Origin of the sequence: Clostridium sp. (genome assembly GCF_029258205.1) — a bacterium.
Classification (GTDB): domain Bacteria; phylum Bacillota; class Clostridia; order Clostridiales; family Clostridiaceae; genus Sarcina.
The window spans coordinates 1-25,095 of sequence record NZ_JARHZJ010000029.1 but is presented as its reverse complement, the minus strand read 5'-3'; the positions used below and the strand labels follow the sequence as shown (position 1 = coordinate 25,095).

The 25,095-nt window shown below is 27.7% G+C and carries 25 protein-coding genes and 1 pseudogene; 23 read left to right on the top strand and 3 right to left on the bottom strand.

What is annotated here, in order from left to right; translation table 11 throughout:
* Positions 1–27 precede the first annotated feature (27 nt).
* A complete protein-coding gene (locus tag Q1J60_RS04275) occupies positions 28–402 on the bottom strand; it encodes a helix-turn-helix domain-containing protein (RefSeq protein ID WP_164786964.1) in 375 nt (124 codons plus the stop codon).
* An 84-nt stretch (positions 403–486) separates the two neighbouring features.
* Between Q1J60_RS04275 and Q1J60_RS04270 the strand changes: the two are divergent.
* The 16 genes and pseudogenes from Q1J60_RS04270 to Q1J60_RS04195 all read left to right on the top strand — a co-directional run.
* Positions 487–948, top strand: a pseudogene (locus Q1J60_RS04270) (mannose-1-phosphate guanylyltransferase); the annotation flags it as partial.
* Between the two features lie 214 nt (positions 949–1,162).
* Positions 1,163–1,729, top strand: a complete 567-nt coding sequence (locus Q1J60_RS04265; protein WP_300258927.1) for a DUF3867 domain-containing protein — start codon at positions 1,163–1,165, stop codon at positions 1,727–1,729.
* Between the two features lie 265 nt (positions 1,730–1,994).
* A complete protein-coding gene (locus Q1J60_RS04260) occupies positions 1,995–2,573 on the top strand; it encodes a zinc dependent phospholipase C family protein (protein WP_300258924.1) in 579 nt (192 codons plus the stop codon).
* 90 nt (positions 2,574–2,663) lie between these two features.
* Positions 2,664–3,284, top strand: a complete 621-nt coding sequence (locus Q1J60_RS04255) for a GntR family transcriptional regulator (protein WP_300258923.1) — start codon at positions 2,664–2,666, stop codon at positions 3,282–3,284.
* A gap of 133 nt (positions 3,285–3,417) precedes the next feature.
* Positions 3,418–3,777 carry an ArsR/SmtB family transcription factor gene (locus tag Q1J60_RS04250; protein ID WP_300258920.1) on the top strand — a complete coding sequence of 120 codons (360 nt, stop codon included), beginning with the start codon at positions 3,418–3,420 and terminating at the stop codon, positions 3,775–3,777.
* A 14-nt stretch (positions 3,778–3,791) separates the two neighbouring features.
* Positions 3,792–6,005 carry a heavy metal translocating P-type ATPase gene (locus tag Q1J60_RS04245; RefSeq protein WP_300258918.1) on the top strand — a complete coding sequence of 738 codons (2,214 nt, stop codon included), beginning with the start codon at positions 3,792–3,794 and terminating at the stop codon, positions 6,003–6,005.
* A 462-nt stretch (positions 6,006–6,467) separates the two neighbouring features.
* Entirely contained in the window at positions 6,468–7,106 is a 639-nt protein-coding gene (locus tag Q1J60_RS04240; protein ID WP_300258915.1) for a redox-sensing transcriptional repressor Rex, read from the top strand.
* Positions 7,107–7,366: 260 nt separating this feature from the next.
* The gene (locus Q1J60_RS04235; protein ID WP_300258912.1) at positions 7,367–8,149 is read left to right on the top strand and encodes a short-chain-enoyl-CoA hydratase; all 783 of its coding nucleotides are present in this window, start codon (positions 7,367–7,369) and stop codon (positions 8,147–8,149) included.
* A 44-nt stretch (positions 8,150–8,193) separates the two neighbouring features.
* Positions 8,194–9,333 carry an acyl-CoA dehydrogenase gene (locus tag Q1J60_RS04230; RefSeq protein ID WP_300258909.1) on the top strand — a complete coding sequence of 380 codons (1,140 nt, stop codon included), beginning with the start codon at positions 8,194–8,196 and terminating at the stop codon, positions 9,331–9,333.
* An 18-nt stretch (positions 9,334–9,351) separates the two neighbouring features.
* Positions 9,352–10,131 carry an electron transfer flavoprotein subunit beta/FixA family protein gene (locus tag Q1J60_RS04225; RefSeq protein WP_300258906.1) on the top strand — a complete coding sequence of 260 codons (780 nt, stop codon included), beginning with the start codon at positions 9,352–9,354 and terminating at the stop codon, positions 10,129–10,131.
* Positions 10,132–10,152: 21 nt separating this feature from the next.
* Positions 10,153–11,160, top strand: a complete 1,008-nt coding sequence (locus Q1J60_RS04220) for an electron transfer flavoprotein subunit alpha/FixB family protein (protein WP_300258903.1) — start codon at positions 10,153–10,155, stop codon at positions 11,158–11,160.
* Between the two features lie 105 nt (positions 11,161–11,265).
* The gene (locus Q1J60_RS04215) at positions 11,266–12,114 is read left to right on the top strand and encodes a 3-hydroxybutyryl-CoA dehydrogenase (protein WP_300258901.1); all 849 of its coding nucleotides are present in this window, start codon (positions 11,266–11,268) and stop codon (positions 12,112–12,114) included.
* A gap of 240 nt (positions 12,115–12,354) precedes the next feature.
* Positions 12,355–14,055 carry an ABC transporter ATP-binding protein gene (locus Q1J60_RS04210; RefSeq protein WP_300258898.1) on the top strand — a complete coding sequence of 567 codons (1,701 nt, stop codon included), beginning with the start codon at positions 12,355–12,357 and terminating at the stop codon, positions 14,053–14,055.
* A gap of 140 nt (positions 14,056–14,195) precedes the next feature.
* The gene (locus Q1J60_RS04205; protein ID WP_300258895.1) at positions 14,196–14,696 is read left to right on the top strand and encodes a signal peptidase I; all 501 of its coding nucleotides are present in this window, start codon (positions 14,196–14,198) and stop codon (positions 14,694–14,696) included.
* Positions 14,697–14,928: 232 nt separating this feature from the next.
* Complete coding sequence (locus Q1J60_RS04200) at positions 14,929–15,333, top strand: C-GCAxxG-C-C family protein (protein WP_300258892.1); 405 nt, start codon at positions 14,929–14,931, stop codon at positions 15,331–15,333.
* A gap of 9 nt (positions 15,334–15,342) precedes the next feature.
* Positions 15,343–16,281 carry a DNA-3-methyladenine glycosylase family protein gene (locus Q1J60_RS04195; protein WP_300258890.1) on the top strand — a complete coding sequence of 313 codons (939 nt, stop codon included), beginning with the start codon at positions 15,343–15,345 and terminating at the stop codon, positions 16,279–16,281.
* A gap of 121 nt (positions 16,282–16,402) precedes the next feature.
* On the opposite strand, the gene Q1J60_RS04190 is transcribed toward Q1J60_RS04195, so the two are convergent.
* Both Q1J60_RS04190 and Q1J60_RS04185 read right to left on the bottom strand, forming a co-directional pair.
* A complete protein-coding gene (locus Q1J60_RS04190; protein ID WP_300258887.1) occupies positions 16,403–16,708 on the bottom strand; it encodes an HNH endonuclease in 306 nt (101 codons plus the stop codon).
* Positions 16,709–16,866: 158 nt separating this feature from the next.
* Positions 16,867–17,505 (bottom strand): TIGR01906 family membrane protein, encoded by a 639-nt coding sequence (locus tag Q1J60_RS04185; protein WP_300258885.1) that lies wholly within the window; start codon positions 17,503–17,505, stop codon positions 16,867–16,869.
* A gap of 369 nt (positions 17,506–17,874) precedes the next feature.
* Here Q1J60_RS04185 and groES point away from each other — a divergent pair, with 369 nt between their 5' ends.
* The 7 genes from groES to Q1J60_RS04150 form a co-directional block, all read left to right on the top strand.
* Positions 17,875–18,159 carry a co-chaperone GroES gene (gene groES / locus Q1J60_RS04180; protein WP_061429176.1) on the top strand — a complete coding sequence of 95 codons (285 nt, stop codon included), beginning with the start codon at positions 17,875–17,877 and terminating at the stop codon, positions 18,157–18,159.
* A 53-nt stretch (positions 18,160–18,212) separates the two neighbouring features.
* A complete protein-coding gene (gene groL / locus Q1J60_RS04175; protein WP_300258882.1) occupies positions 18,213–19,832 on the top strand; it encodes a chaperonin GroEL in 1,620 nt (539 codons plus the stop codon).
* 655 nt (positions 19,833–20,487) lie between these two features.
* Positions 20,488–20,910, top strand: a complete 423-nt coding sequence (locus tag Q1J60_RS04170; RefSeq protein WP_300258879.1) for a type II secretion system protein — start codon at positions 20,488–20,490, stop codon at positions 20,908–20,910.
* A 268-nt stretch (positions 20,911–21,178) separates the two neighbouring features.
* Positions 21,179–21,922: a prepilin peptidase gene (locus tag Q1J60_RS04165; protein ID WP_300258877.1), complete on the top strand. Its 744-nt coding sequence runs from the start codon at positions 21,179–21,181 to the stop codon at positions 21,920–21,922.
* Between the two features lie 73 nt (positions 21,923–21,995).
* Entirely contained in the window at positions 21,996–23,687 is a 1,692-nt protein-coding gene (locus Q1J60_RS04160) for a GspE/PulE family protein (RefSeq protein WP_300258875.1), read from the top strand.
* Between the two features lie 26 nt (positions 23,688–23,713).
* Positions 23,714–24,913 (top strand): type II secretion system F family protein, encoded by a 1,200-nt coding sequence (locus Q1J60_RS04155; protein ID WP_300258873.1) that lies wholly within the window; start codon positions 23,714–23,716, stop codon positions 24,911–24,913.
* 71 nt (positions 24,914–24,984) lie between these two features.
* A partial coding sequence (locus Q1J60_RS04150; protein ID WP_300259001.1) for a prepilin-type N-terminal cleavage/methylation domain-containing protein occupies positions 24,985–25,095 on the top strand: 111 nt, incomplete at its 3' end.

Below are 25,095 nucleotides of genomic sequence, written 5' to 3'. Positions count from 1 at the left end.
TAGGGAGCGTTTAATTCCCTATAGTTTTTATATTAATTTATGTTTTTTTAGTTTTTTAAATTGAGCTCTGGTTGGATATTTCAAATAAGATTCAAACTTATAAATATCAACAGGACTAATATTACACTCATGAGCTAAATCTTTCTGAGTGTAATTTAGTTCTTTTCTATTATCATAAATTGTTTTGGCATAATCGCTTAATACAAATAAGTAATATTCATCTGATATAAAGGTATAAGGAATCATAAATAGTCCACAAAAAGTTTTAAAGTGTTCAGGTGAAAGGTAACCTTCATCTAAAACAATTGGAAAATGCACTTCTATAAAGATTTCTATATTTTCTATGTATTCTTCTTCACTAAATTCAAAGTCAGTTACAATTTTATAATATTTCTCTTTCATTGATTTTTTTAAAGTCTCTTTATATACGTTAAATTCTATGTTTCCTGCAGATGGGAATTGGTTATCAAAATGGTTGTTATACCTGATGTTATATTGAGAGAAATTGAAAAATATATTCCTAAGATGTATAAATGTTTAATGGAGATATATAAGCACATTGGAGAAGATGATGAGGAAAAAGTAATAAAAGAGCAGTATTCTTTAATTGATGGAATATCTATAGATTTCGGAGTAATGCAAAAAACAAGAAGATCCTTTGTTATAAAATGTGATTTTTCTTGGGATGATATAGGTACTTTCTCAGCTCTAAGTAGGTTTTTAGAGCCTAATGGAAATAATAGAACTTCAGATAATGTTTTTTTAGAGGAATGTGAGAATTGTTCCGTTTTTGGAAAGGAAAAATTAATAATAGGATTTGGAATAAAAGATTTAGTATTAGTTGATGCAGGAGATGTTATTTTAGTCATGGATAAGGATAGGGACCAAGAAATTAAGCATCTATTAAATTCTATTAGTGGTAAGAAGGAATTTAAAGAATATCTATAAGTTTATAACTTATGTAAAAAAAGTCCTATATCGTACACTTTAAGTGTATGATATAGGACTTTTTAGTTACTATTTAGTTAAGAAGATATAAAATTATTTAAAATTAAAATTTAATTAAAATATAACTAATTTTAATCCTTAAAATATGTTATAAATATATTTTTATGTTATTATAGTAATAATATAAGTTTGAACTTTACGGAGGCATTGTTTTATGAGTGATAGAATTGTAGATTTTAATCAATTAAAAAATAAAGCGAGAGATAAAGATATAGATAAATTTGAGTCATATATTTATGATTTATATTATTCAGTAGCTCAAGGAAAAATGAGTATGATGGATCTTTCTAGAGAGATAACTAAATATATGAATGAAAATAATATTTCTCAAGAAAAGTTTTTAAATATTCAAACAGAAATGCTTAAGAGATATGGATTCGATATGGGTAATATTGAAGGACAAATGAAAAACTTAGGGATAGATATGAGTAGCTTAGGAATTCAAGGTGGAGATTATGAAAATTTAAGAAAAACTTTGAGTTTTCAAGAGAAGTATAAGGGAAAAGTAAAAACATCTACTGTTACTACATATTTTATTAAAAATGAAAAAAATGATATTGAATTAATTTTAGAAAATAATAAAGTTCTTATAACTAGTACTAAAAACATAGATCTTCAAGACAGTGAATTAAATGAATTCTTATGTTCATACAAAAAAACTCTTTCAGATGATCTTTTAGATATAAGAATTTGTGAAAATGTAGGACAATATAACTATTAAGTTATATTTTGATAAAGCTAGGAATGTAAGTTTTTCATTCCTAGCTTTTGAAATTTAGGAACTTTTATTTTAAAAATGCAATAATTTTAAGAATTATATAGATGAATTTGGTTAAAACTTTAGATAAGTAATGATTTCATACAAAAATCAATTATTAATTAATAATTAATTAATAAATTAAATATGTTTTTGTAATATACTTTTAATTAATATGAAATATCATATTAATAAGAAACTTTTTAAAAGAGATTAGAGGTAATAAATTATGCTAATTAACACTCATATTCTTATTGCACAAAATATATTAAGAGATATTAATGTAGATTTTAAAATAAGTGATAAAAATTTTATATATGGAAATATAAAACCTGATATGGTTTCAAAATACAAATTAAAGAAGCATTATTTAGATGAATCTTTTGATATGATAGTTAATAAGATAAAAAAACTAGCATCACTTAGTATGTATTACTTTAAAAAGAAATTTTCGGTAAGTAGATTTAGTCAGGAACTAGGAGTTATATGTCATTTTATATGTGATTTTTTCTGTGTTCCTCATAGTGAAAGATGGGAGTTCAAACATAGCATGAATAAACATGTTAAATATGAAAAAGAGTTATCTAATTTTGCTAAAACATATATTCCATCAAAAGATGATTTTAAAATATTGGGTAATATGTCTGTGGAGTTTTTCTTAGAAGAAGTTCATAAGCTATATAGAAAAAGAGAGAATTATGAGAATGATATGAAGTATGCATATTTTGTATGTAAAAGTATAGTTAAATATATAAATGATTCTATAGTTATAAATACAAAGACTGCTTATTCTGAAGCTATAGCTTGATGTAAATATTTTCTTTAATTTATGAAATATGTTAAAATTAATTGTATAGTATATTGATTAAACTAATTTTTATAATAGAAAGGAAATGAGATGGGGAGTAAGGTAAATGAACCTATATATAAGCAAATTGCTTTAGATATTGCAGGTAGGATATATAATAATGACATAAAGGTAGGACAAAAGATATATGGTAGATCAACTTTAGCAAGCAGTTATAATGTATCACCAGAAACTATTAGAAAAGCTATTAAATTATTAGAGGATATGAATGTGGTATCATCAAGCAAGGGTAGTGGAGTAACAATTGTTTCAAAAGACAATGCTTATAATTTTATAAATAGGTTTCATTCAATTGAAAGTGTGACATCTTTAAAACATGATATAGAATCTTTAATGGAAGAGAAAAAGGCCATAGAAAAAAATATAGGTGAAATTATAGATAGAATAGTAGATTATTCTAATAGGCTTAGATATACAAATCCTTTAACACCTATAGAAATAGAATTACCAAAGGATTGTACTCTTATAGGCAAGAGTGTTTCAGACTCAAAGTTTTGGCAAAATACAAAGGCTACTATTGTTGCCGTAAGAAGAAATGGAGAGTTAATAATATCTCCTGGACCATATTTAAAATTTGAAAAAAATGATAATATACTCGTAGTTGGAGAAGAAGAAATATTAAAAAAGATAGAAATATTTTTTAGTAAATAATTACAAAAAGGTTGTACCAATAATTTTTTGATACAGCCTTTTTTTATTGCATTTTTTACAAAAGAGACATATAATATAAATGAACATATGAACAAGTGCTCATATGTTTAAATGAATAATAGGAGTTAAAAATATGGATAATAATAAAATAGAAAGTTGTAACTGTTCTTATATACACGAAGATATATTAAATAGGGTGAAAGAACATTTACCAAAAGAAGAAGTACTTTATGAATTGGCAGAAATATTTAAAGTTTTTGGGGATTCAACAAGAATAAAAATTTTATGTGCCCTTTTTGAGGGAGAAATGTGTGTGTGTGATATGTCAGAACTATTAGGTGTAAGTCAATCAGCAGTATCTCACCAATTAAGAGTTTTAAAGCAAGCTAGGTTAGTTAAATTTAGAAGAGAGGGCAAAACTGTCTACTATTCTCTAGCTGATGACCATGTTAAACACATATTTAATGAAGGTTTAGACCACGTTTTAGAGTAAAGGAGATATTAGTCATGAAAGATATAAAACTTTATTTAGAAGGATTAAATTGTGCAAACTGTGCTGGTAAAATTGAAGATAAAGTTAATAAACTTACTGATGTTGATGAAGCTGTCCTTAATTTTTCAACAAAACTTTTATTGATAACTCCTAAAGAAAGTGTTTCAGAAGAAGAGTTAGAAGAGAAAGTTAAAAAAATAGTTTTAAATTTAGAGCCAGATGTTAAAGTTCTAAAGGATAAAAATAGAGTGAAATCTTCATCTAATACATGTAATGATGGATGTTGTGGAGATGGACAATCACATAAACACAATAATGAAGAGAGTCATTCTCATGAACATGGACATTCTCATAATCATGGAGGAAGTAATTTAGGAGTAGAAAAGAAAGAACTTTTTAGATTAGGTATAGCTTTAGCTCTATTTATAATAGGAATGATAGTTAATTTAGATAAAATGTATGAGTTTATTATATTTGGAGTAGCTTATATTATAGCTGGAGGAGAAGTTCTTTTAAGAGCATTTAAAAATATTTTAAGAGGACAAGTATTTGATGAAAACTTCTTGATGGCTATAGCTACAATTGGAGCCTTTGCTATAGGAGAGTTTCCAGAAGGGGTAGCAGTCATGCTTTTCTATGAAGTAGGAGAAATGTTCCAAGATTATGCTGTAAATAAGTCAAGAAAATCAATATCTGATTTAATGAATATAAGGCCAGACTTTGCCAACTTAATCACTCTTAATGGAGAGGAAAAAAGAGTATCTCCAGAAAGTGTTAATGTAGGATCAATAATAGTAGTAAGAGCAGGAGAAAAAGTTCCTCTAGATGGAGTAGTTTTATCAGGAGAAGCAACTCTTGATGTATCTGCATTAACAGGAGAATCTTTACCAAAAGAAGTTCAGGCAAAAGACGATGTATTAGCAGGATCAATAAATAAAAGTGGATTATTAAAAATAAAAGTAACAAAAAGTTTTGGAGAATCTACAGTTTCTAAAATATTAGATTTAGTTGAAAATGCAGGAAACAAAAAATCACCAACAGAGAAATTTATAACTAAGTTTGCAAGATATTATACACCAGTAGTTGTATTCTCTGCTTTAGCCCTTGCAATTATTCCTCCTTTGGTAATAAGTGGAGAAAGTTTCTCGCAATGGATTTCAAGAGCCTTAATATTTTTAGTTGTTTCATGTCCATGTGCTTTAGTAGTATCAATACCACTTGGATATTTTGCTGGAATTGGTTTAGCTTCTAAAAATGGTATTTTAATAAAAGGAAGTAACTATTTAGAGGCGCTAAATAATGTGGAGAGTATAGTTTTTGATAAAACGGGAACACTAACAAAAGGTACATTTAAAGTTAAAAAATCAGAGAGCACAAGCAAATTAACCAATGAAGAATTATTAAAATTAGGAGCTTATGCTGAATATTACTCAAATCATCCAATTGCTAAATCTATAGTAAGTGAATTTAATGATGAAATTAATAAAGCTTTAATTTCAAATTATGAAGAGATTTCAGGAAAAGGAATAAAAGTAGACATTAATGGAGAAACATTCTTAGCAGGTAACTCAAAGTTAATGGATATGTTTAATATAAAGATTACTCTAATTAATGAAATAGGTACTGTTGTTTATTTAGCAAATGAAAAGATTGAGTTAGGATATATAGTTATTTCAGATGAAATAAAAGAAGATTCTAAAGAAGCTATAAGTGGATTAAAAGAAATAGGAGTTAAGCAAACAATTATGCTAACTGGTGATAATGAGAAAGTTGGAGATAGTGTTGCTAAAGAATTAGGTCTAGATAAAGCATATTGTAGTTTATTACCGCAAAATAAGGTTGAAAAATTAGAGCAAATATTTGAAAATAAGAGTAAAGACAAAAAAGTTGTTTTTGTTGGAGATGGAATTAACGATGCTCCTGTATTAGCTAGAGCAGATATAGGAATAGCTATGGGGGGAGTTGGATCAGATGCAGCAATAGAGGCAGCAGATGTGGTAATAATGGATGATAAACCAAGTAAGATAATAAAAGCAATAAAAATAGCGAAGAAAACAAATAAAATTGTATGGCAAAATATAATTTTTGCTTTAGGTGTTAAAATTATAATATTAATATTTGGTGCTTTAGGAATGGCTAATATGTGGGAAGCTGTATTTGGAGATGTAGGTGTAACCTTAATAGCAGTAATAAACTCAAGCAGAATATTAAAAAATAGAAATTTATAGATGTGAAAATTGTCTAATGTTGTTGACAGAATGTAGTTTTTTTGCTATCTTAATATGGTAAGAATACTTTCAGGCATAGGGTATAGATTGTAAATAATTCCCTTAAACTTTTATATTAAACATTATTAAATGTTTAAATAGGCTTGTGTGCATGTAGGGTTTTAGCCACACAAGCCTTATTTTTTTTGCAAAAATTTATTATAAAGTTATAATATAATGGTAAAAATTTAATAGTATTAATTGTAGAATATAAAAAATGCAATTAAATGTAAAAAATACACTTTAATACATATATTTTTGATAGTTAGACCAAAAGAATGTTAAAATATAGACAAACTTTTTGGGATATGGTAATATTTTAGAAGGTTAAATTTGTAATTTTATCATTTGATTTTAAAATACAATCTAAAAAGTAATTACTTTTTAAAAAAAGAAAAAATTTTAGAAAGAGGTGCTATTAAAATGGAAAAGAAAAAAGGCATATCTATGGCCGTTATAAAAAGATTGCCTAAATACCACAGATATTTACAAGAATTGATGGAAAATGATGTTGATAGAATATCTTCAAAAGAGTTAAGTGAAAAAATAGGATTTACTGCTTCTCAAATAAGACAGGATCTTAATTGTTTTGGAGATTTTGGGCAACAGGGATATGGATATAATGTAAAAGAGTTATACAATAATATAGGAAATATATTAGGACTTACAAGAGACTATAATACAGTTATAATAGGAGCTGGTAACATAGGTCAGGCTATTGCAAATTATAGTAGTTTCAACAGATTGGGCTTTAAATTAAAAGGTATTTTTGATGCTAACCCAAGAATGTTTGGGATAAAAATAAGAGATGTTGAAATACAAGATGTAGAGAATTTAAAAGATTTCGTAAAAGAAAATGATGTTGAAATAGGTATAATTTGTGTTCCAAGAACAAATGCTCAAAAGGTATGCGATGATCTTATAGCTGGAGGAATCAAAGGCATATGGAACTTTGCTCCTATAGATCTTCAGGTACCAAAAGATATAGGAGTGGAGAATGTACATTTAAGTGAAAGTATGATGACTTTAGTATATCTTTTAAATCATAATGATGATAAATAAATTGGATTTATTTTGTAAAAAATAATTAATATGGAAAAATAGTAATATATTTTCAAAAATATATTGAAAAATCTATTTTTAGGTTTTATAATTTAATTGAAGTACTTGGTACTTCAATTATTTTTTTTGTTTTTGTTTGTTATAAAATTAACAATAATTTCTGTGAAAAAGTATAGAAAGAAAATGTTGAGTTATTAATTAATGGTTGTTTAGTTATTTAAAACCATATATTCGCTATGGTATGTAAGGGAGGAAATACAATGGAATTAAATAATGTAATCTTTGAAAAAGAAGGAAACATTGGGGTTTTAACAATTAACAGACCTAAGGCATTAAATGCGCTAAACTCAGAAACTTTGAAAGATTTATATAATGCTATAAATCATATAGAAAAACAAGATGATATATATGTTGTTATTTTAACAGGTGCTGGAAATAAATCATTTGTTGCAGGTGCTGATATATCAGAAATGAAAGACCTAAATGAAGAAGAAGGTAAAGAATTTGGACTTTTAGGTAATAAAGTATTTAGAAGATTAGAAAAAATAAACAAGCCTGTAATTGCCGCTATAAACGGTTTTGCTTTAGGTGGTGGATGTGAGATTTCTATGGCTTGTGATATAAGAATAGCAACTACAAAGGCTAAATTTGCTCAACCTGAGGTTGGATTAGGAATAACTCCAGGTTTTGGAGGAACTCAAAGATTACCAAGAATAGTTGGAATTAGTAAAGCTAAAGAACTTATTTATACAGGTGATATGATAAAGGCTGATGAAGCTTTAAAAATTGGTTTAGTAAATAAGGTTGTTGAACCAGAGAATTTAATGGAAGAAGCAATGTCAATAGCTAAGAAAATAGCTGCTAATGCACCAATAGCTGTTAAGTTATGTAAAGATGCAATTGATAGAGGAATGAAAGTTGATATAGATTCAGCGGTAGTTATAGAAGCTGAGGATTTCGGAAAATGTTTTGATACAGAAGATCAAAAAGAAGGTATGAGTGCTTTTATAGAAAGAAGAGAAAAGAACTTTAAAAACAAGTAATTTTTGAACAAAATGGTTGTGTGGATTTAAGGAGGGTAATTAAAATGAACTTTCAATTAACAAGAGAACAAGAATTAGTTAAGCAAATGGTTAGAGAATTTGCGCAAAATGAAGTTAAACCAATAGCGGCAGAAATAGATGTAACAGAAAGATTCCCTATGGAAAATGTTAAGAAAATGGCTAAACTAGGAATGATGGGAATTCCTTTTAGTAAAGAATATGGAGGAGCTGGTGGAGATACTTTATCTTACATCTTAACTGTTGAAGAGTTATCAAAAGTTTGTGCTACTACAGGGGTTATAGTTTCAGCTCATACTTCATTATGTGCTTCATTAATAGATCAATTCGGTACTAAAGCTCAAAAGGAAAAATATTTAACTTCACTTGCAAAAGGAGAAAAATTAGGTGCTTTTGGATTAACTGAACCAGGAGCAGGTACAGATGCTGCAGGACAACAAACTACAGCCGTATTAGAAGGAGATAATTATATCTTAAACGGAAGTAAAATCTTTATAACAAATGGTGGAGTTGCAGATATTTTCATAATCTTTGCTATGACTGATAAGAGTCAAGGTACAAGAGGGATTTCAGCTTTCATAGTTGAAAAGAATTTCCCCGGGTTCTCAATTGGTAAGTTAGAAGACAAAATGGGTATACGAGCTTCTTCAACAACTGAGTTAATCATGGAAAACTGTGTTGTTCCAAAAGAAAACTTAATTGGAAGAGAAGGAAAAGGATTTGGAATAGCAATGAAAACTTTAGACGGTGGTAGAATAGGTATAGCTGCTCAAGCCTTAGGTATAGCAGAAGGAGCTTTAGAAGAAGCTGTTGCTTATATGAAAGAAAGAAAACAATTTGGTAGATCATTATCTGCATTTCAAGGATTACAATGGATGGTAGCAGAATTGGATACTAAAATTGAAGCAGCAAGATTTTTAGTATATAAAGCAGCTTGCTTAAAAGAAGAGGGTAAACCATATTCTATAGATGCTGCAAGAGCTAAATTATTCGCTGCAGATGTAGCTATGGAAGTTACAACTAAGGCAGTTCAATTATTTGGTGGGTATGGATATACTAAGGAATACCCAGTAGAAAGAATGATGAGAGATGCTAAGATAACTGAGATTTACGAAGGAACTTCAGAAGTTCAAAAAATGGTTATCGCAGGAAGTATATTAAGATAATTTTAGGAGGGCTTTGAGATGAAAATAGTAGTTTGCTTAAAACAAGTGCCAGATACAACAGCTGTTAAAATAGATCCAAAAACAGGAACTCTTATAAGAGATGGAGTTCCATCAATAATAAACCCAGAGGACAAACATGCTTTAGAAGCTGCATTACAATTAAAGGATAATAATGGTGCAGAAGTAACTGTATTAAGTATGGGACCACCTCAAGCTAAATTATCTTTAAGAGAAGCTTTGTGTATGGGAGCTAATAAAGCAATTCTTATAACTGATAGAGCATTTGCAGGTGCAGATACATTAGCTACTTCAAAGGCTTTAGCTGGAGCATTAAAGAAATTAGAATATGACATAATATTTGCAGGAAGACAAGCTATTGATGGAGATACTGCACAAGTTGGGCCAGAAATAGCTGAACATTTAAATATTCCTCAAGTAACTTATGTTCAAGATGTTAAAGTTGAAGAAGATGGATTATTAGTAAATAGAGCTTTAGAAGATGGATATGAATTAATAAAAGTTGAGACTCCAGTACTTTTAACTGCTATAAAAGAGTTAAATGAGCCAAGATACATGAATGTTAGAAGTATATTTGAAACATCTGATGATGAAATCTTAGTATGGTCAGCTGATGATATAGATGTAGATAAAGCTGAATTGGGATTAAAAGGATCTCCAACAAAAGTTAAGAGATCAATGACTAAAGAAGCTAAAGGTGCAGGAGAAATAGTTAAAGAATCACCTAAAGATTCAGTTAATTATGTACTAGGCAAATTAAAAGAAAAACACTACATCTAAGGAATATAGGAGGTATTTAAGATGAATAAAGCAGATTTCAATGGCGTTTGGGTTTTTGCAGAGCAAAGAGAAGGTAAATTACAAAAAGTTTCATTAGAATTATTAGGTGAAGGTAGAAAAATAGCTGATAAATTAGGATCAAAATTAACAGCGTTATTAATAGGAAGTAAAGTTGAAAAATTAGTTGAAGATTTATCAAGACATGGTGCTGATGAAGTATTAGTTGTTGATTCTAAAGAGTTAGAACATTACACAACTGATGGATATACTAAAGCTATATGTGAATTAGCTAATGCTAAAAAACCAAATATAATCTTTATAGGAGCAACATTCATAGGAAGAGACTTAGGTCCAAGAGTTGCTGCAAGATTAGAAACAGGATTAACTGCTGACTGTACATCTTTAGATGTTGATGTTGAAAGTGGAGATTTATTAGCAACAAGACCAGCCTTTGGTGGTAACTTAATGGCTACAATCGTATGCCCAGATCATAGACCACAAATGGCTACAGTAAGACCAGGAGTTTTTGAAAAACTTCCATTAGGAGAAAATGATGCAACTTTAGAAAATGTTGAAGTGAAATTTAACTCTAATGATATAAGAACAAAAATTATTGAAATAGTTAAAGAACATAAAGATATTGTTGATATATCAGAAGCTAAAATATTAGTTGCTGGTGGTAGAGGTATTGGTTCAGAAGAGAACTTTAAAATGCTTAAAGAATTAGCAGAAGTTATGAATGGATCAATAGCAGCTTCAAGAGCAGCAGTAGAAAAAGGATGGGTAGATAAAGATTACCAAGTTGGACAAACAGGAAAAACTGTTAGACCAAATATATATGTAGCTTGTGGTATATCAGGAGCTATTCAACATGCTGCTGGTATGCAAGATTCAGATATGATAATAGCTATAAATAAGGATGCTAATGCTCCAATAATGAAGATTGCTGACTATGCAATAGTTGGAGATGTAAATAAAGTTATTCCAGAATTCATAGCTCAATTAAAAGCTATGAAAGAAGAAGCTTAATTAATAAATAATATAAAAAGGGTAAAATTTTTTAATTAATTGTATAGGATTTTTCTGTTAAATCAGGAAATAATAATTAAAGAGAGGATTTAGGAGGAATTTAATATGGAAAAGATTTTTGTAATTGGTGCAGGTACAATGGGTGCTGGAATAGTTCAAGCATTTGCACAAAAAGGATATGAAGTTATAGTTAGAGATATCAAAGACGAGTTTGTTGACAGAGGAATAGCTGGAATCAATAAAGGTCTTACTAAATTAGTTTCTAAAGGAAAAATAACTGAAGAGGATAAAGAATCAGTATTATCAAAAATCACTGGAACTACTGATTTAGGATTAGCTGCTGACTGTGATTTAGTTATAGAAGCTGCAGTTGAAAATATGGAAATCAAAAAACAAATTTTTGCTGAATTAGATAAAATCTGCAAAGAAGAAACTATATTAGCTTCAAATACATCTTCATTATCAATAACAGAAGTAGCTTCAGTTACAAACAGACCTGATAAAGTTATAGGGATGCATTTCTTTAATCCTGCAACAATAATGAAACTTGTTGAAATAATAAGAGGTATGGCTACTTCACAAAAAACTTTTGACAAAGTAAAAGCTATGTCAGAAGCTATAGGAAAGACTCCGGTAGAAGTTGCTGAAGCACCAGGATTTGTAGTTAATAGAATACTTATACCTATGATAAACGAAGCTATTGGAATATATGCAGAAGGAATAGCTTCAGTTGAAGATATAGATACTTCAATGAAATTAGGAGCTAATCATCCAATGGGACCTTTAGCTTTAGGAGATTTAATAGGATTAGATGTTTGCTTAGCTATAATGGATGTATTATTTAAAGAAACTGGAGACAGTAAATATAGAGCTCACAGTCTTTTAAGAAAATATGTCAGAGCAGGATGGTTAGGTAGAAAAACAGGCAGAGGATTCTACAAGTACAACGCATAATATTGAAAATTTAAAAAGTTTATAAGATATAGATTTTCTATAATATAAATCTAATATTATTAAAATATTTTGAGGTATAATTATAGGTAAAATATTTATGTAGGTAAAGAGGTTGATAATTTATCAATCTCTTTTTATTTAAATTATTTTATTTGGTTGATTTAATTTAGAAAGTTCATTATAATTAAAAGAATGAAAATTGGTGTTAATTAACAATTTTAAAAATTAAAAGGAGGTAATATGTTAAAAAGATTTATACGTTATTATAAACCATATAAAAAATTATTTGTTTTAGATTTATTAGCGGCATTTTTAGTTTCAGCTTGTGACTTATTTTATCCTATGATTACAAGAAATATAATTAATGATGTTATTCCAAATAAACAGATAAAATTATTGTTTACTTTTGCAATTATACTTACTCTAATATTCTTGATTAAGGCAGGATTAAACTATTTTATGCAATATTGGGGGCATGTAGTTGGTGTTAGAATGCAAGCTGATATGAGAAGAGACTTATTTAATAAGTTACAGGATATGCCTAATAAGTATTTTGACAATAACAAAACTGGTGTAATTATGTCTAGAATAATAAATGATCTCTTAGATATATCAGAATTAGCCCACCATGGTCCAGAAGATTTATTTATATCATTAGTTATGTTAATAGGATCATTTATAATTTTATGCACAATAAATGTGCCTTTAACAATTATTACTTTTTCTATAATACCGTTTTTACTTTTTTATACTATTCATAAAAGAAATAAAATGAAAAAAGCATTTAAAGAGACAAGGATTAAAACTGGTGAAGTAAATGCTACTATAGAAAATAGTATTTCAGGAGTTAGGGTAACTAAATCTTTTGGTAATAAGGCTTATGAAATGGAAAAGTTCTATAAGAGCAATAGAATTTTCAAAAAAGCTAGAGAACATGCTTATAAGGCTATGGCTGAGTATTTTTCAGGGATGTTCTTCCTTGTAGATATGCTTGAGCTTATAGTTTTAATAGCAGCTGGATATTTTACTTACTTAGGAAAAATAAACATAGGAGATTTTGCAGCGTACTTATTATATATAAAGATGTTCTTACAACCTATTAGAAAGCTTATAAATTTCAATGAAATGTTCCAAAATGGAATGTCTGGTTTTGAAAGATATGAAGAGATAATGAATGAAGAAAATGAAAAGGAAATTCCTAATGCAAAGGAACTTGAAGATGTAAAAGGGAAGATTACAATAAAAGATGTTACTTTCAGATACGACAATAAAGAAAGTATTTTAGAGAATTTTAATTTAGATATTGAAGCAGGTAAAATGGTTGCTTTAGTTGGTCCATCAGGTGGAGGAAAGACAACAATATGTAATCTTATACCTAGATTCTATGACTATGAAAGTGGTCAGATTTTTATTGATGATGTTGATATAAGTACTGTTACTTTAAAATCATTAAGAGAGAATATTGGTATAGTTCAACAAGATGTATTTTTATTTACAGGAACCATAAAAGAAAATATAATGTATGGAAATCCTAATGCTACAGATGAGGAAGTTATAGAAGCAGCTAAAAATGCATGCCTACATGATTTTATTATGGATTTAGAAGATGGATATGATACATTTATAGGTGAAAGAGGGGTTAAACTTTCAGGGGGACAAAAGCAAAGAATTTCAATAGCTAGAGTATTTTTAAAGAACCCATCAATATTAATATTAGATGAAGCTACATCTGCTTTAGATAATGTTACAGAATATGAAATACAAAAAGCTTTAGAAAAATTAAGTAAAGATAGAACAACTATTGTAGTTGCCCATAGGCTTTCAACAGTTAAAAATTCTGATGAGATAGTTGTATTAACAGATAAAGGAATAGAAGAGAGAGGAACACATGAAGAACTTATTAAGCTTGGAGGTGTTTATAGCAATCTTAATAACTTATAATTTAGTTTAATTAAAATTGTATTAAGGGTGAATTTGTTTGATTTTGGTAAAGCTTTTGTTTTTATGTAGGAATACTTTACATAATGTTTGAATATAAATATAATAGGAAAATTATATTTATATTTAGTAAGGGTGAATTTATGAATAGAAAAAATATGTTTAATACAGTATATTATATTGTTATTTTTATGTTAGTTATAATGTTAATAAATAATCTTATGAGTAAGTCAGATTCAATATTTAAGGTTGTTGGATTTAGAACATATTCAATATTAAGTGGAAGTATGGAACCAGAGATTAACACTGGAGATTTAGCTATTGTTAGGAGTGCTAAATCTGATGATATTAAAGTTGGAGATATAATAACATTTAAATATGATGGAAAAGTGGTTACTCATAGAGTTGTTGAAAAAAATGAAGAAGGATTTATAACAAAGGGAGATAATAATAATGCTAGTGATAATGAAATAGTTAGAGGTGAAGATTTAATAGGAAAAGTTTTATTTCATATGCCTCTTTTAGGTTATGTTACAGCATTTTTATCAAAGCCTATAGTAATATCAGGACTTATGGTGCTAATTGCAATAAGTATACTTTGGGATACTTTTAAAGTTGATAAGAAAAAAATAATAAAGGCTTAGTTTAAAGCATGGATGGGATTTTAAAGAAGACCTATCCATGTTTTTCTTTTTAGAGTGTATAAAAAGATTGTTTATTAATAACTTTTATTAGTGTAATATTATTAGCATAAGGTCTTAAAGTTGGGATTAAAATATTGATACTTTAAGTTCAAATGTTATTTATGTGTATTTAAAAAATTAAAGTTTTTCTCTATAATAACTAAAAGATAGAAGTTTATTTTGGAGGGATAATATGTTAGTTGAAAAAGCAAGAGAAAAATGGGATAAGAAGCATGATTTAAATTGTGCAGAATGTATAATGTATGCTGCAAATGAAGAATATAATTTAAATTTATCAAAGGAAACTTTAAAAGTAATGTCTTCTTTTGGTGGAGGACTATCAATAGGAAATGTATGCGGAGCAGCAACAGGATCAGCTGGTGTTATAGGACTTATATTTACGGAAGATAGAGGTCATCAAAGTCCACAAACTAGAGCATTAACACAGGAATTTATGGAAAAGTTTTATGATAAATTGGGATACTATAATTGTACTGAGTTAAAAGCTAAGTACAAAAAAGATGATGACAGAAGATGCATAGTTATGATAGAAACTGCAGCAGAGGTCTTGGATGAAATTGTAAGAAGAGAAAGATAGGTGAAAAGAATGGATTTTAAAAGTGTAGAATATGGAGAGAATAAAGTAGTATTAAAGGATGCAAAAAACTTTAATATAAAACAAGTTTTTGAATGTGGGCAATGTTTTAGATGGGAAAGAACAGAAAGTGGCTCATACATAGGAGTTGCCTTTGGAAAAGTTATAGAGTTAGCTCAAGAAGGTGATGATGTAACAATATACAATACTAACAAAGAGGATTTTGAGAATATTTGGTTGGATTATTTTGACTTAGAAAGAGATTACTCAAAGGTAAAGGAAGCTTTATCTTGGGATGAAACATTAAAGAGTGCTGTTGAATTTGGATATGGAATAAGAATATTAAATCAAGATCCATTTGAACTTGTTATTTCATTTATAATATCAGCAAGAAATAGCATTCCTGTAATTTCAAAGACAATAAAGAAAATAAGTGAAAGATGGGGAGAACCAATAGAATACAAAGGAAATACTTATTATTCCTTCCCAACTCCAGAAAGTTTAGCTAAGGCCTCAATAGATGATATAAGAGAGACAGGAGCTTCATTTAGAAGTAAATATATATATGATACAACTAAAAATATATATAATTGTGAGTTAGCTAAAAAGGGAATACTAGATGCTCCAGAAGAAGATATAGTTGAAATATTAGAAAAATATGATTTAGAAAAGATAACTAATATGGATGCTGATGGATGTCATAAAGGTCTTCAAGAATTTATGGGAGTAGGAGCAAAGGTAGCAGACTGTATAATGCTATTTTCTATGAAAAAAACTTCTGCATTCCCAGTAGATGTTTGGGTTAAGAGAGCAATGATGCATTTTTATGGAGCTGATGATGCCTCATTAAATAAAATAAGAATTTTTGCAAGAGAGAGATTTGGAGAATATTCTGGATTTGCTCAACAATATCTATTCTATTATGCTAGAGAAAATGGAATAAAAATTTAACGAAAAAACTTACAAACATGTTTAGAGGGTTTATAGATTTAACTAAGAATTTAAATTCTAAAGCTTATTTAGATATTCTCTTTATATGTTTGTAAGTTTTATTTTAATACAATACATTTTATTAATAACGACCTTTTTTACGAAGAGCTTTAGATTTTTTTATAGTAATATTAGCATCACCAGGTTGATTTTTTATGAACTTTAAGTAACGCTTAATTTTTTCATCATCTTTAAGTCGTGGTAGAGAATTAAGCCTAACAGCTAATTCATAGTTACTATACAAAGCATGTACTTGTTTATGGCAAGGTACACAAAGGTAGGTCGTTTCATCAAATCTTCCACCTTTTTCACGAGGAATGAGATGATGTTTTGTGATTTTAGGAACTTTTCTTTCGCAAAGAGCACATATATGAGTTTCTTTATTCATATTCATCACACCTTTAATAATTAGAATACTTATAAATATTATAATATATGTATTTAAAATTAAAAAAGCACTTATTTTAATAGTTTGAAAATTTAAGAGGATTTATTCTAAATTTTTTAACTAATCTATTTCATATTAAATATTTTTAGTTTAGATGTTTATGTTTTTTTTATAGTATAAAATATTTTAGCTATTATTGAAAATATCATTACTAGAAATAAAATAAAAATTGCTAAAAATGAAAAATAAGATTCAGGCAAAACATTTATTATTGTATCTTTTTTAGGATCAAATAACCAGTAATCATTATTGAAAAATATTTTGTGAAATATTGTAAAGACTTTTGAGAAGTTTAAATAAAAACTTAAGAGTAAAATAGTAACTATAAATAAAATTTCATAGAAGAAAATATTTAAAGCTTTTAATGATATTTTTAGTTTGAAATTTTTAAAAAGTATAAATAAAAGTATTCCTAAAATTAAGCATATTAAACCTATTAAATATATTGAAGAAAAAATCTTTTTAACTTCTAGAAAGTGAAATTCTCCTGTAGGGCTCATTTTAAAGTTTTTAAACTTAAGAACTTGTTCTGAGGGAGAATTTAAATAATTAATTATATTATTATAGTCATTTAAAATTTCTTCTTTACCAATATTGTTATAGTTAGTAATTTTATTAAGTTTAATAAGTACAGAATATAGTATAGAGGAAATATTTAATGTTATAATAATAGCTAATATTACTGAACTTATTAGTAAGTAAAATGATAATAATATATCTTTTAAAATCTTAATCATTATTTACTCCTTAAAATAATTATTTTTATTTATTCTAGACTTTTTTATTAAATATTAAACAAAAATGCATATTTAAAGAAAAAATTTAGTATTAATTTATAGTATGTAGTGTATTAAGAAATAAAAATATGGAAATAAGTAATAAATAGAATTATATATCAAAAAAAGCAAATTAAAGAAAAATAAAAAGAATAGTAGAAAACTTAAGATAAATTCATTTAAACATAGAAAATAATAATAATATATTCTAAATAAATAAATTTAGTTATTGAATTTACAACAGGTAAATTATATGATAATAGTAAGAATTAGCACTCTGTATTAGTGAGTGCTAAAGAAAATAATTAGTATTTTTAAGGAGGTTTTTTTATGAGTATTAAACCACTTGGAGACAGGGTTGTTATTAAAAGATTAGAAGCAGAAGAAACTACTAAAAGCGGTATAATAGTTACTGGAACTGCTAAGGAAAGGCCACAAGAAGCAGAGGTTATTGCTGTTGGACCAGGAGCAATAGTTGATGGAAAAAGAACTGAAATGGAAGTTAAAATAGGAGATAAAGTATTATATTCTAAATACGCAGGAACAGAAGTTAAGTTCGAGGGAGAAGAATATACTATCTTAAGACAAGACGATATACTAGCAATAGTTGAATAGTTTTAAACTATAATTGATTTAGATATTCATAATAGATTTGGAGGTAAATTAATATGGCTAAAACATTATTATTCGGTGAAGAAGCAAGAAGATCTATGCAAGCTGGTGTAGATAAATTAGCTAACACTGTTAAGGTTACATTAGGACCAAAAGGAAGAAATGTTATTTTAGATAAAAAATTTGGATCACCATTAATAACAAATGATGGGGTTACAATAGCAAGAGAAATTGAACTTGAAGATGCTTATGAAAATATGGGGGCTCAACTTGTTAAAGAAGTAGCTACAAAGACTAATGACGTGGCAGGAGATGGAACTACTACAGCTACATTATTAGCTCAAGCGATTATAAGAGAAGGATTAAAAAATGTAACAGCAGGAGCAAATCCTATATTAATAAGAAATGGAATTAAGACTGCTGTGGAAAAAGCTGTAGAAGAAATACAAAAAATTTCTAAACCTGTAAGCGGAAAAGAAGATATAGCTAGAGTTGCTGCAATTTCAGCAGCTGATGAAAAAGTTGGTGAACTAATTGCAGATGCTATGGAAAAGGTAGGAAATGAGGGCGTTATAACTGTAGAGGAATCTAAATCAATGGGAACTGAGTTAGATGTTGTTGAAGGTATGCAATTTGATAGGGGATATGTATCAGCTTATATGGTTACTGATACTGAAAAAATGGAAGCTGTTTTAGATAATCCATTAATATTAATAACAGATAAGAAAATAAGCAATATCCAAGATTTATTACCACTACTTGAGCAAATAGTTCAATCAGGTAAAAAACTTTTAATAATAGCTGATGACATAGAAGGCGAAGCTATGACAACATTAGTTGTTAATAAGTTAAGAGGAACATTTACATGTGTTGCAGTTAAAGCACCTGGATTTGGTGATAGAAGAAAAGAAATGTTACAAGATATAGCTACTTTAACAGGAGGAACTGTTATATCTGATGAAGTAGGTGGAGATTTAAAGGAAGCTACATTAGATATGCTTGGAGAAGCTGAAAGTGTTAAAGTAACTAAAGAAAGCACTACAATAGTTAATGGAAGAGGAAATTCAGAAGAAATTAAAAATAGAATTAATCAAATAAAAATGCAATTAGAAGCTACTAGTTCTGAATTTGACAAAGAAAAATTACAAGAAAGATTAGCTAAATTAGCAGGTGGAGTTGCAGTAGTTAAGGTTGGAGCTGCTACAGAAACTGAGCTTAAGGAAAGTAAGTTAAGAATAGAGGATGCTTTAGCAGCTACAAAGGCAGCTGTTGAAGAAGGAATAGTACCAGGTGGTGGAACAGCTTATGTAAATGTAATAAATGAAGTTGCAAAATTAACTTCTGATATACAAGATGAACAAGTTGGTATAAATATAATTGTAAGATCTTTAGAAGAGCCTATGAGACAAATAGCTCATAATGCAGGATTAGAGGGTTCAGTTATAATAGAAAAAGTTAAAAATAGTGATGCTGGTGTAGGCTTTGATGCTTTAAGAGGAGAATATAAAGATATGATTAAAGCAGGAATAGTTGATCCAACTAAGGTTACAAGATCAGCTCTTCAAAATGCAGCATCAGTAGCATCAACATTCTTAACAACAGAGGCTGCTGTAGCAGATATTCCAGAAAAAGAAATACCTCAAGGAGCAGGTATGGGAATGGATGGAATGTATTAATAAAAAGGATGACTTAATTGTCATCCTTTTTTATTTAGCTACTAATTTAAAGAAATTACATAATATGATTAAATTTTATTAAATGTCGAAAAAGATATTGAAAAATTTACAAAAAGAGATTGTTTAGAAATTAATTATAATTAAAAGTATTGATTTTAAGTTTTTAATTGGTATAAAATACATATATTAAAAAAAATAAAAAATATTGTATTGTTTTGTAGACAATTGGGAAAATATTTGTTATTATAAATACATAAATTACAAATGATTTTTGAAAACAAAAGAATTATAGGTACTAAAGATGATATAATTCCTAAAAAATGAATTCATAAAACAAAAGATGTTAAAATTACATATGAGTGGAATTTAAAGATATTTTTGGCTGTTATAACAAAAGATATTAGAAAAAAACTAAAGATTTTATAGATTACTTAAATAAGTTAGAATAAACAAAAGATTTAAAAAAACAAAAGATTTTAAGATAACTTAAGACTTTGAATAACATAAGATATTAAATATACAAATGATATATTAAAAGAGATTCTTTAAAAGAATCTCTTTTTTTGTGTATATAAATGGAAGAAATGTCCATAATCCTAATATAAATTTAAATTTAAATATTTTTTAATTTAAATATATAAAGGGAGGACTATAAATGTCATTAATAAAAACAAGTTTAATAGTTAAAAAAAGAAATGAACTTAAAAGAAATAAGAAAGATGGATTCACATTAATAGAATTAACTGTTGTTTTAGCTATAATGGCTATAATTTTAACAGTTATAGCTCCTAACTTTTCAGCTATTAAAGATAGTTCAAAAACAAAAGTAGATGAACAAAATTGTGCAGCTATTGAAAGATCAGTGGAAATGTTGTTAGCGGAAGATGTACTTTCAAGTAGTGTTACAAAGATAGAAATAACCCCAGGTAATGGAAGTATGCAAATTTCAGGAATGAATGATGAAGCTAGTAAAAGTAAGTTACAAGATTTACTTGAAGATTTAGATAAACCACAAAAGGGTAATTTATATAAAGTAAATATAGAGAATGGAAGAAAAGTTAAGGTATCTATAGGATAAATATACTTTACTTAAATTAATTTTTATGGGGCTATATAAAATATAGTAGTAAAACTTATTTTTATATATGCCCTTATTTTTAAATTATGTACTTTAATTATTTTTTAAGTATTATTCAATAATAATATTAGAAAATACTAAAAATTTAAATTATTCTTATAATGAGTAAAAAAGCTTAATCAAAAATATTTACAAAAAATTTTAATAAGTTTATAATTAATATTAAATATTAATAAAAAATTAGTTTTTAGTTAATTTTGGAGGCAATGTGTCTATAACATTTTTTTTATTTGGATTAATAATTGGAAGCTTTTTGAATGTTTGCATTTTTAGAATTCCTGTAGGGGAGTCTATAGTATTTCCACCTTCACACTGTGGTACATGCAAAAAGCAACTAAAACCTATAGATTTAATACCTGTTTTTAGTTATTTGTTTTTAGGTGGAAAGTGTAGATATTGTAAAACAAAAATATCTATAAGGTATCCATTAATAGAATTGCTTACAGGTTTTTTATATTTTTGTGTATACAAATATTACGGTATATCTTTTTTGACAGTTAAGTATTTAGTCTTAATTACATTTCTCATAGTAATTTCATTTATAGATTACGATACCCAAGATGTTTATGCAGTTACTACTTATCCAGCTATAATACTTGGGATTCTTTTTGCGCTAATAGAAAAGTTTTATTTTGGAGAAAATATTTTAAATTACTTTATTGGATTATTAATATCCGCAGTAGTAATATTTTTAATTAGTAAATTGACTGGAGCTATGGGGAGTGGGGATATAGAGATAAATGCCATAGCAGGAATTTTTTTAGGATGGAAATTAGCAATAATAAATATATTTTTATCATTTATTATTGGAGGAATAATAGCATTGTTGGCTATTTTACTTAAACAAAAGAAAAAAGGTGACTATATAGCTTTTGGGCCAGCTATAGGAATATCTACTATTATATTGATATTTTTTGGAAATATAATAACACCAATATATTTTGGAATTTAAAGAATATATAATTTATTAGTAAAAATTATCAATTTAATAGTTGAATTTTTGATTTAAAAAGGGGGCATTTTCTTTGATTAGTTATGAGAAAAAGCGTTTAGGAGATATGCTAATAGAATCTGGAAAGCTTACAGAAGATGAGCTTAAAGAAGCATTGCTTATTCAGAAGCAAGTTGGAAAGAGGCTTGGAGAAATATTAGTTGATCAAAACTTTGTTGATGAAGAGGATATAATAGAAGTTTTAGAAAAACAATTAAATATTGAAAGAGTAAATCTTGAAATTACAAAAATAGATAGAAGAGCTATAAAGATGATTTCAGAAAATGTTTGTAGAAAGCATTTGATATTTCCATATGAAGTAGATGATACTACTATAAAAGTTGCAATGGCTGATCCACTAGATATAGTTGCAATAGATGATGTTGAAATATCTACGGGTCTAAATGTTAAGCCTTATATTGCACCAAAGCAGTCTATTCAAAGAGCTATAGATATATATTATTCAAACCAAAAGGTTTTATCAGTTGCTGAGGAATTATCAAAAGCCTCTGATGAGGAACGTGATGAGCTTAATTTAGATAAAATTGAGGAAATAGATAATTTAGATAATGCACCTATTGTAAAAATGATAGAGTATGTTATTAAGAATGCAGTTGAAGAGAGAGCTAGTGATATACATATTGAAACTTATGAAAATATATTAAGAATTAGATATAGAATAGATGGAAAACTATACACTATATCAACTTTGCCAGTAGATACTTTAGCACCTTTAGTTACTCGTGTTAAAATATTGGCGAATTTAGACATATCAGAAAAAAGACTTCCTCAAGATGGAAGAATTCTTACGAGAGTTGGAGATAAACAAATTGATTTAAGAGTATCTACTCTTCCTATGATAACAGGGGAAAAGATAGTTATAAGAATAATCAATAAGGCAAATTTCATAATTTCTAAAGAAGAACTTGGATTAAAGAATTATGAACTTAATCTATTAGACAAAATAACAAATTATTCTAATGGAATAATTCTTGTTACAGGACCTACAGGAAGTGGTAAAACTACAACACTTTATACTATTTTAAATGAGCTAAATACAGAAAGTAAAAATATTATTACTGTAGAAGATCCTGTTGAGGTTTCAATTGAAGGAATTAACCAAGTCAATGTTAATAATAAGGTTGGATTAACCTTTGCAACTGGGTTAAGAGCTATATTAAGACAAGACCCTGATATCATAATGGTTGGGGAGATAAGAGATACTGAGACAGCTAAGATAGCAATAAGAGCAGCTATTACAGGGCACTTAGTTTTATCAACCTTACATACTAATGATGCTCCATCTACTATTTTAAGACTTGAGGATATGGGCGTTCAAAGATATTTGATTGCAAATGCTATTAAAGGAGTTATAGCTCAAAGACTTGTTAGAAAAATTTGTCCAAAATGTGGACATGACTATGAAGCTACACCATATGAAAAAGAAATATTAAGTATAGATAAAAATGAAGAACTAATACTTCGTATAGGTAAAGGGTGTGCTTACTGTAATCATACTGGCTATGTAGGTAGAATGGGTATTTATGAAATTATGGAAGTGACTAAGGAGCATAGAGATGCTATTTTAAAAAATGAAAGTGCAGATGTTCTTAAGGAAATTTCAATTAAGCATGGTATGAGAACACTTAGACAAGCATGTAGAAGTTTAGTTTTAGAAGGAAATACAACAGTTGAAGAAATGTTAAATATAACTTACGATACTTAATTTGATAAGACAAAAGGAGAGGAATTATGGCAAATTTTAAATACAAAGCTATTAATTCAAAGGGACAAAGAGTAGAAGGCTCTCAAAGTGCTAGTTCTGAAAGTCAAGTTAGGGAAATGCTTTTATCAAATCAATATTATCCTCTAAGTATAGAAAAGGAACGAAGTAAAAGAAGTTTTTCTTTTAATCGTAAGGTGAAACTTAAGGATATAGCAGTATTTTCTAGACAGTTTTATGTTATGTTAGATTCTGGATTGCCTATTGGTAAAGCTTTGAATATATTAACAGAACAAAGTGATAATCCAAAGCTTAGGGAAGCCTTGATTGGAGTAAATGCTGATATAAAAAAAGGAGAAACTTTATCAAGTTCTATGAGGAAAAGAAAAGATGTTTTCCCAAATTTACTTACTAACATGATTGATGCTGGTGAGAAAAGTGGTAATTTAGATATAATATTAAAAAGAATGGCTGAATACTATGAAAAAGAAACAAAGATAAGAGGAAAAATTAAAAGTGCTATGATTTATCCCTTAGTTCTTGCAGTGGTAGCTATTATTGCTATTACCTTTATTCTTACCTTTGTAATGCCAACCTTTGTACAAATGTTTGAAGAAAACAATGTAGAGCTTCCAATGTCAACTAAGATGGTTCTTGACACGAGTAAGATACTAGGCAAGTATGGAATAATAATTTTTTTAATTTTAGTAATAGCAATTATATTGCTTGGAAAATATTTAAAGAGTGAAAAAGGTCAATACACATTAAGTGTAATAAATTTAAAAATCCCATTAATAAAGAAATTAACTCAAAAAATAATAGTTTCTAGATTTACAAGAACAATGGGAATAGTATCATCAAGTGGAATATCTTTAATAACATCTCTAGAAATAGTTGCTTCTGTAGTTGGTAATAAAATTGCAGAGAAGGAATTACTAAAAGTAAAAGAAAAGGTATTAAAAGGGGAAGGATTAGGAGATTCAATAATGAAAATAAAAATCTTTCCACCAATGCTTGCTTCAATGGTTAAGGTTGGAGAGGAAGCTGGTTCACTAGATAGCATATTAGATAAAACAGCAGACTTTTATGATGATGAACTAGAAAGAGAAATACAAACAGCGACAGCATTAATAGAGCCTGCAATGATAGTTTTTATGGGAATAATTATAGGATTTTTAATAATTTCAATATTAACACCTATGTTTAGAATGTATAACAGTATAGGTTAAAATGAGAGTTAATAAGAATTAAAAGTTTATCTTTTAATATAAATTGAATATTATTTTAAGGAGGAAAACAAATGAATACAAAAAAACAAAACAAAAAGAAAAAAGGTTTTACGCTAATAGAACTAATTATAGTTATAGCAATCATAGCGATATTAGCAGCAATAGCTATACCAAACTTCTTA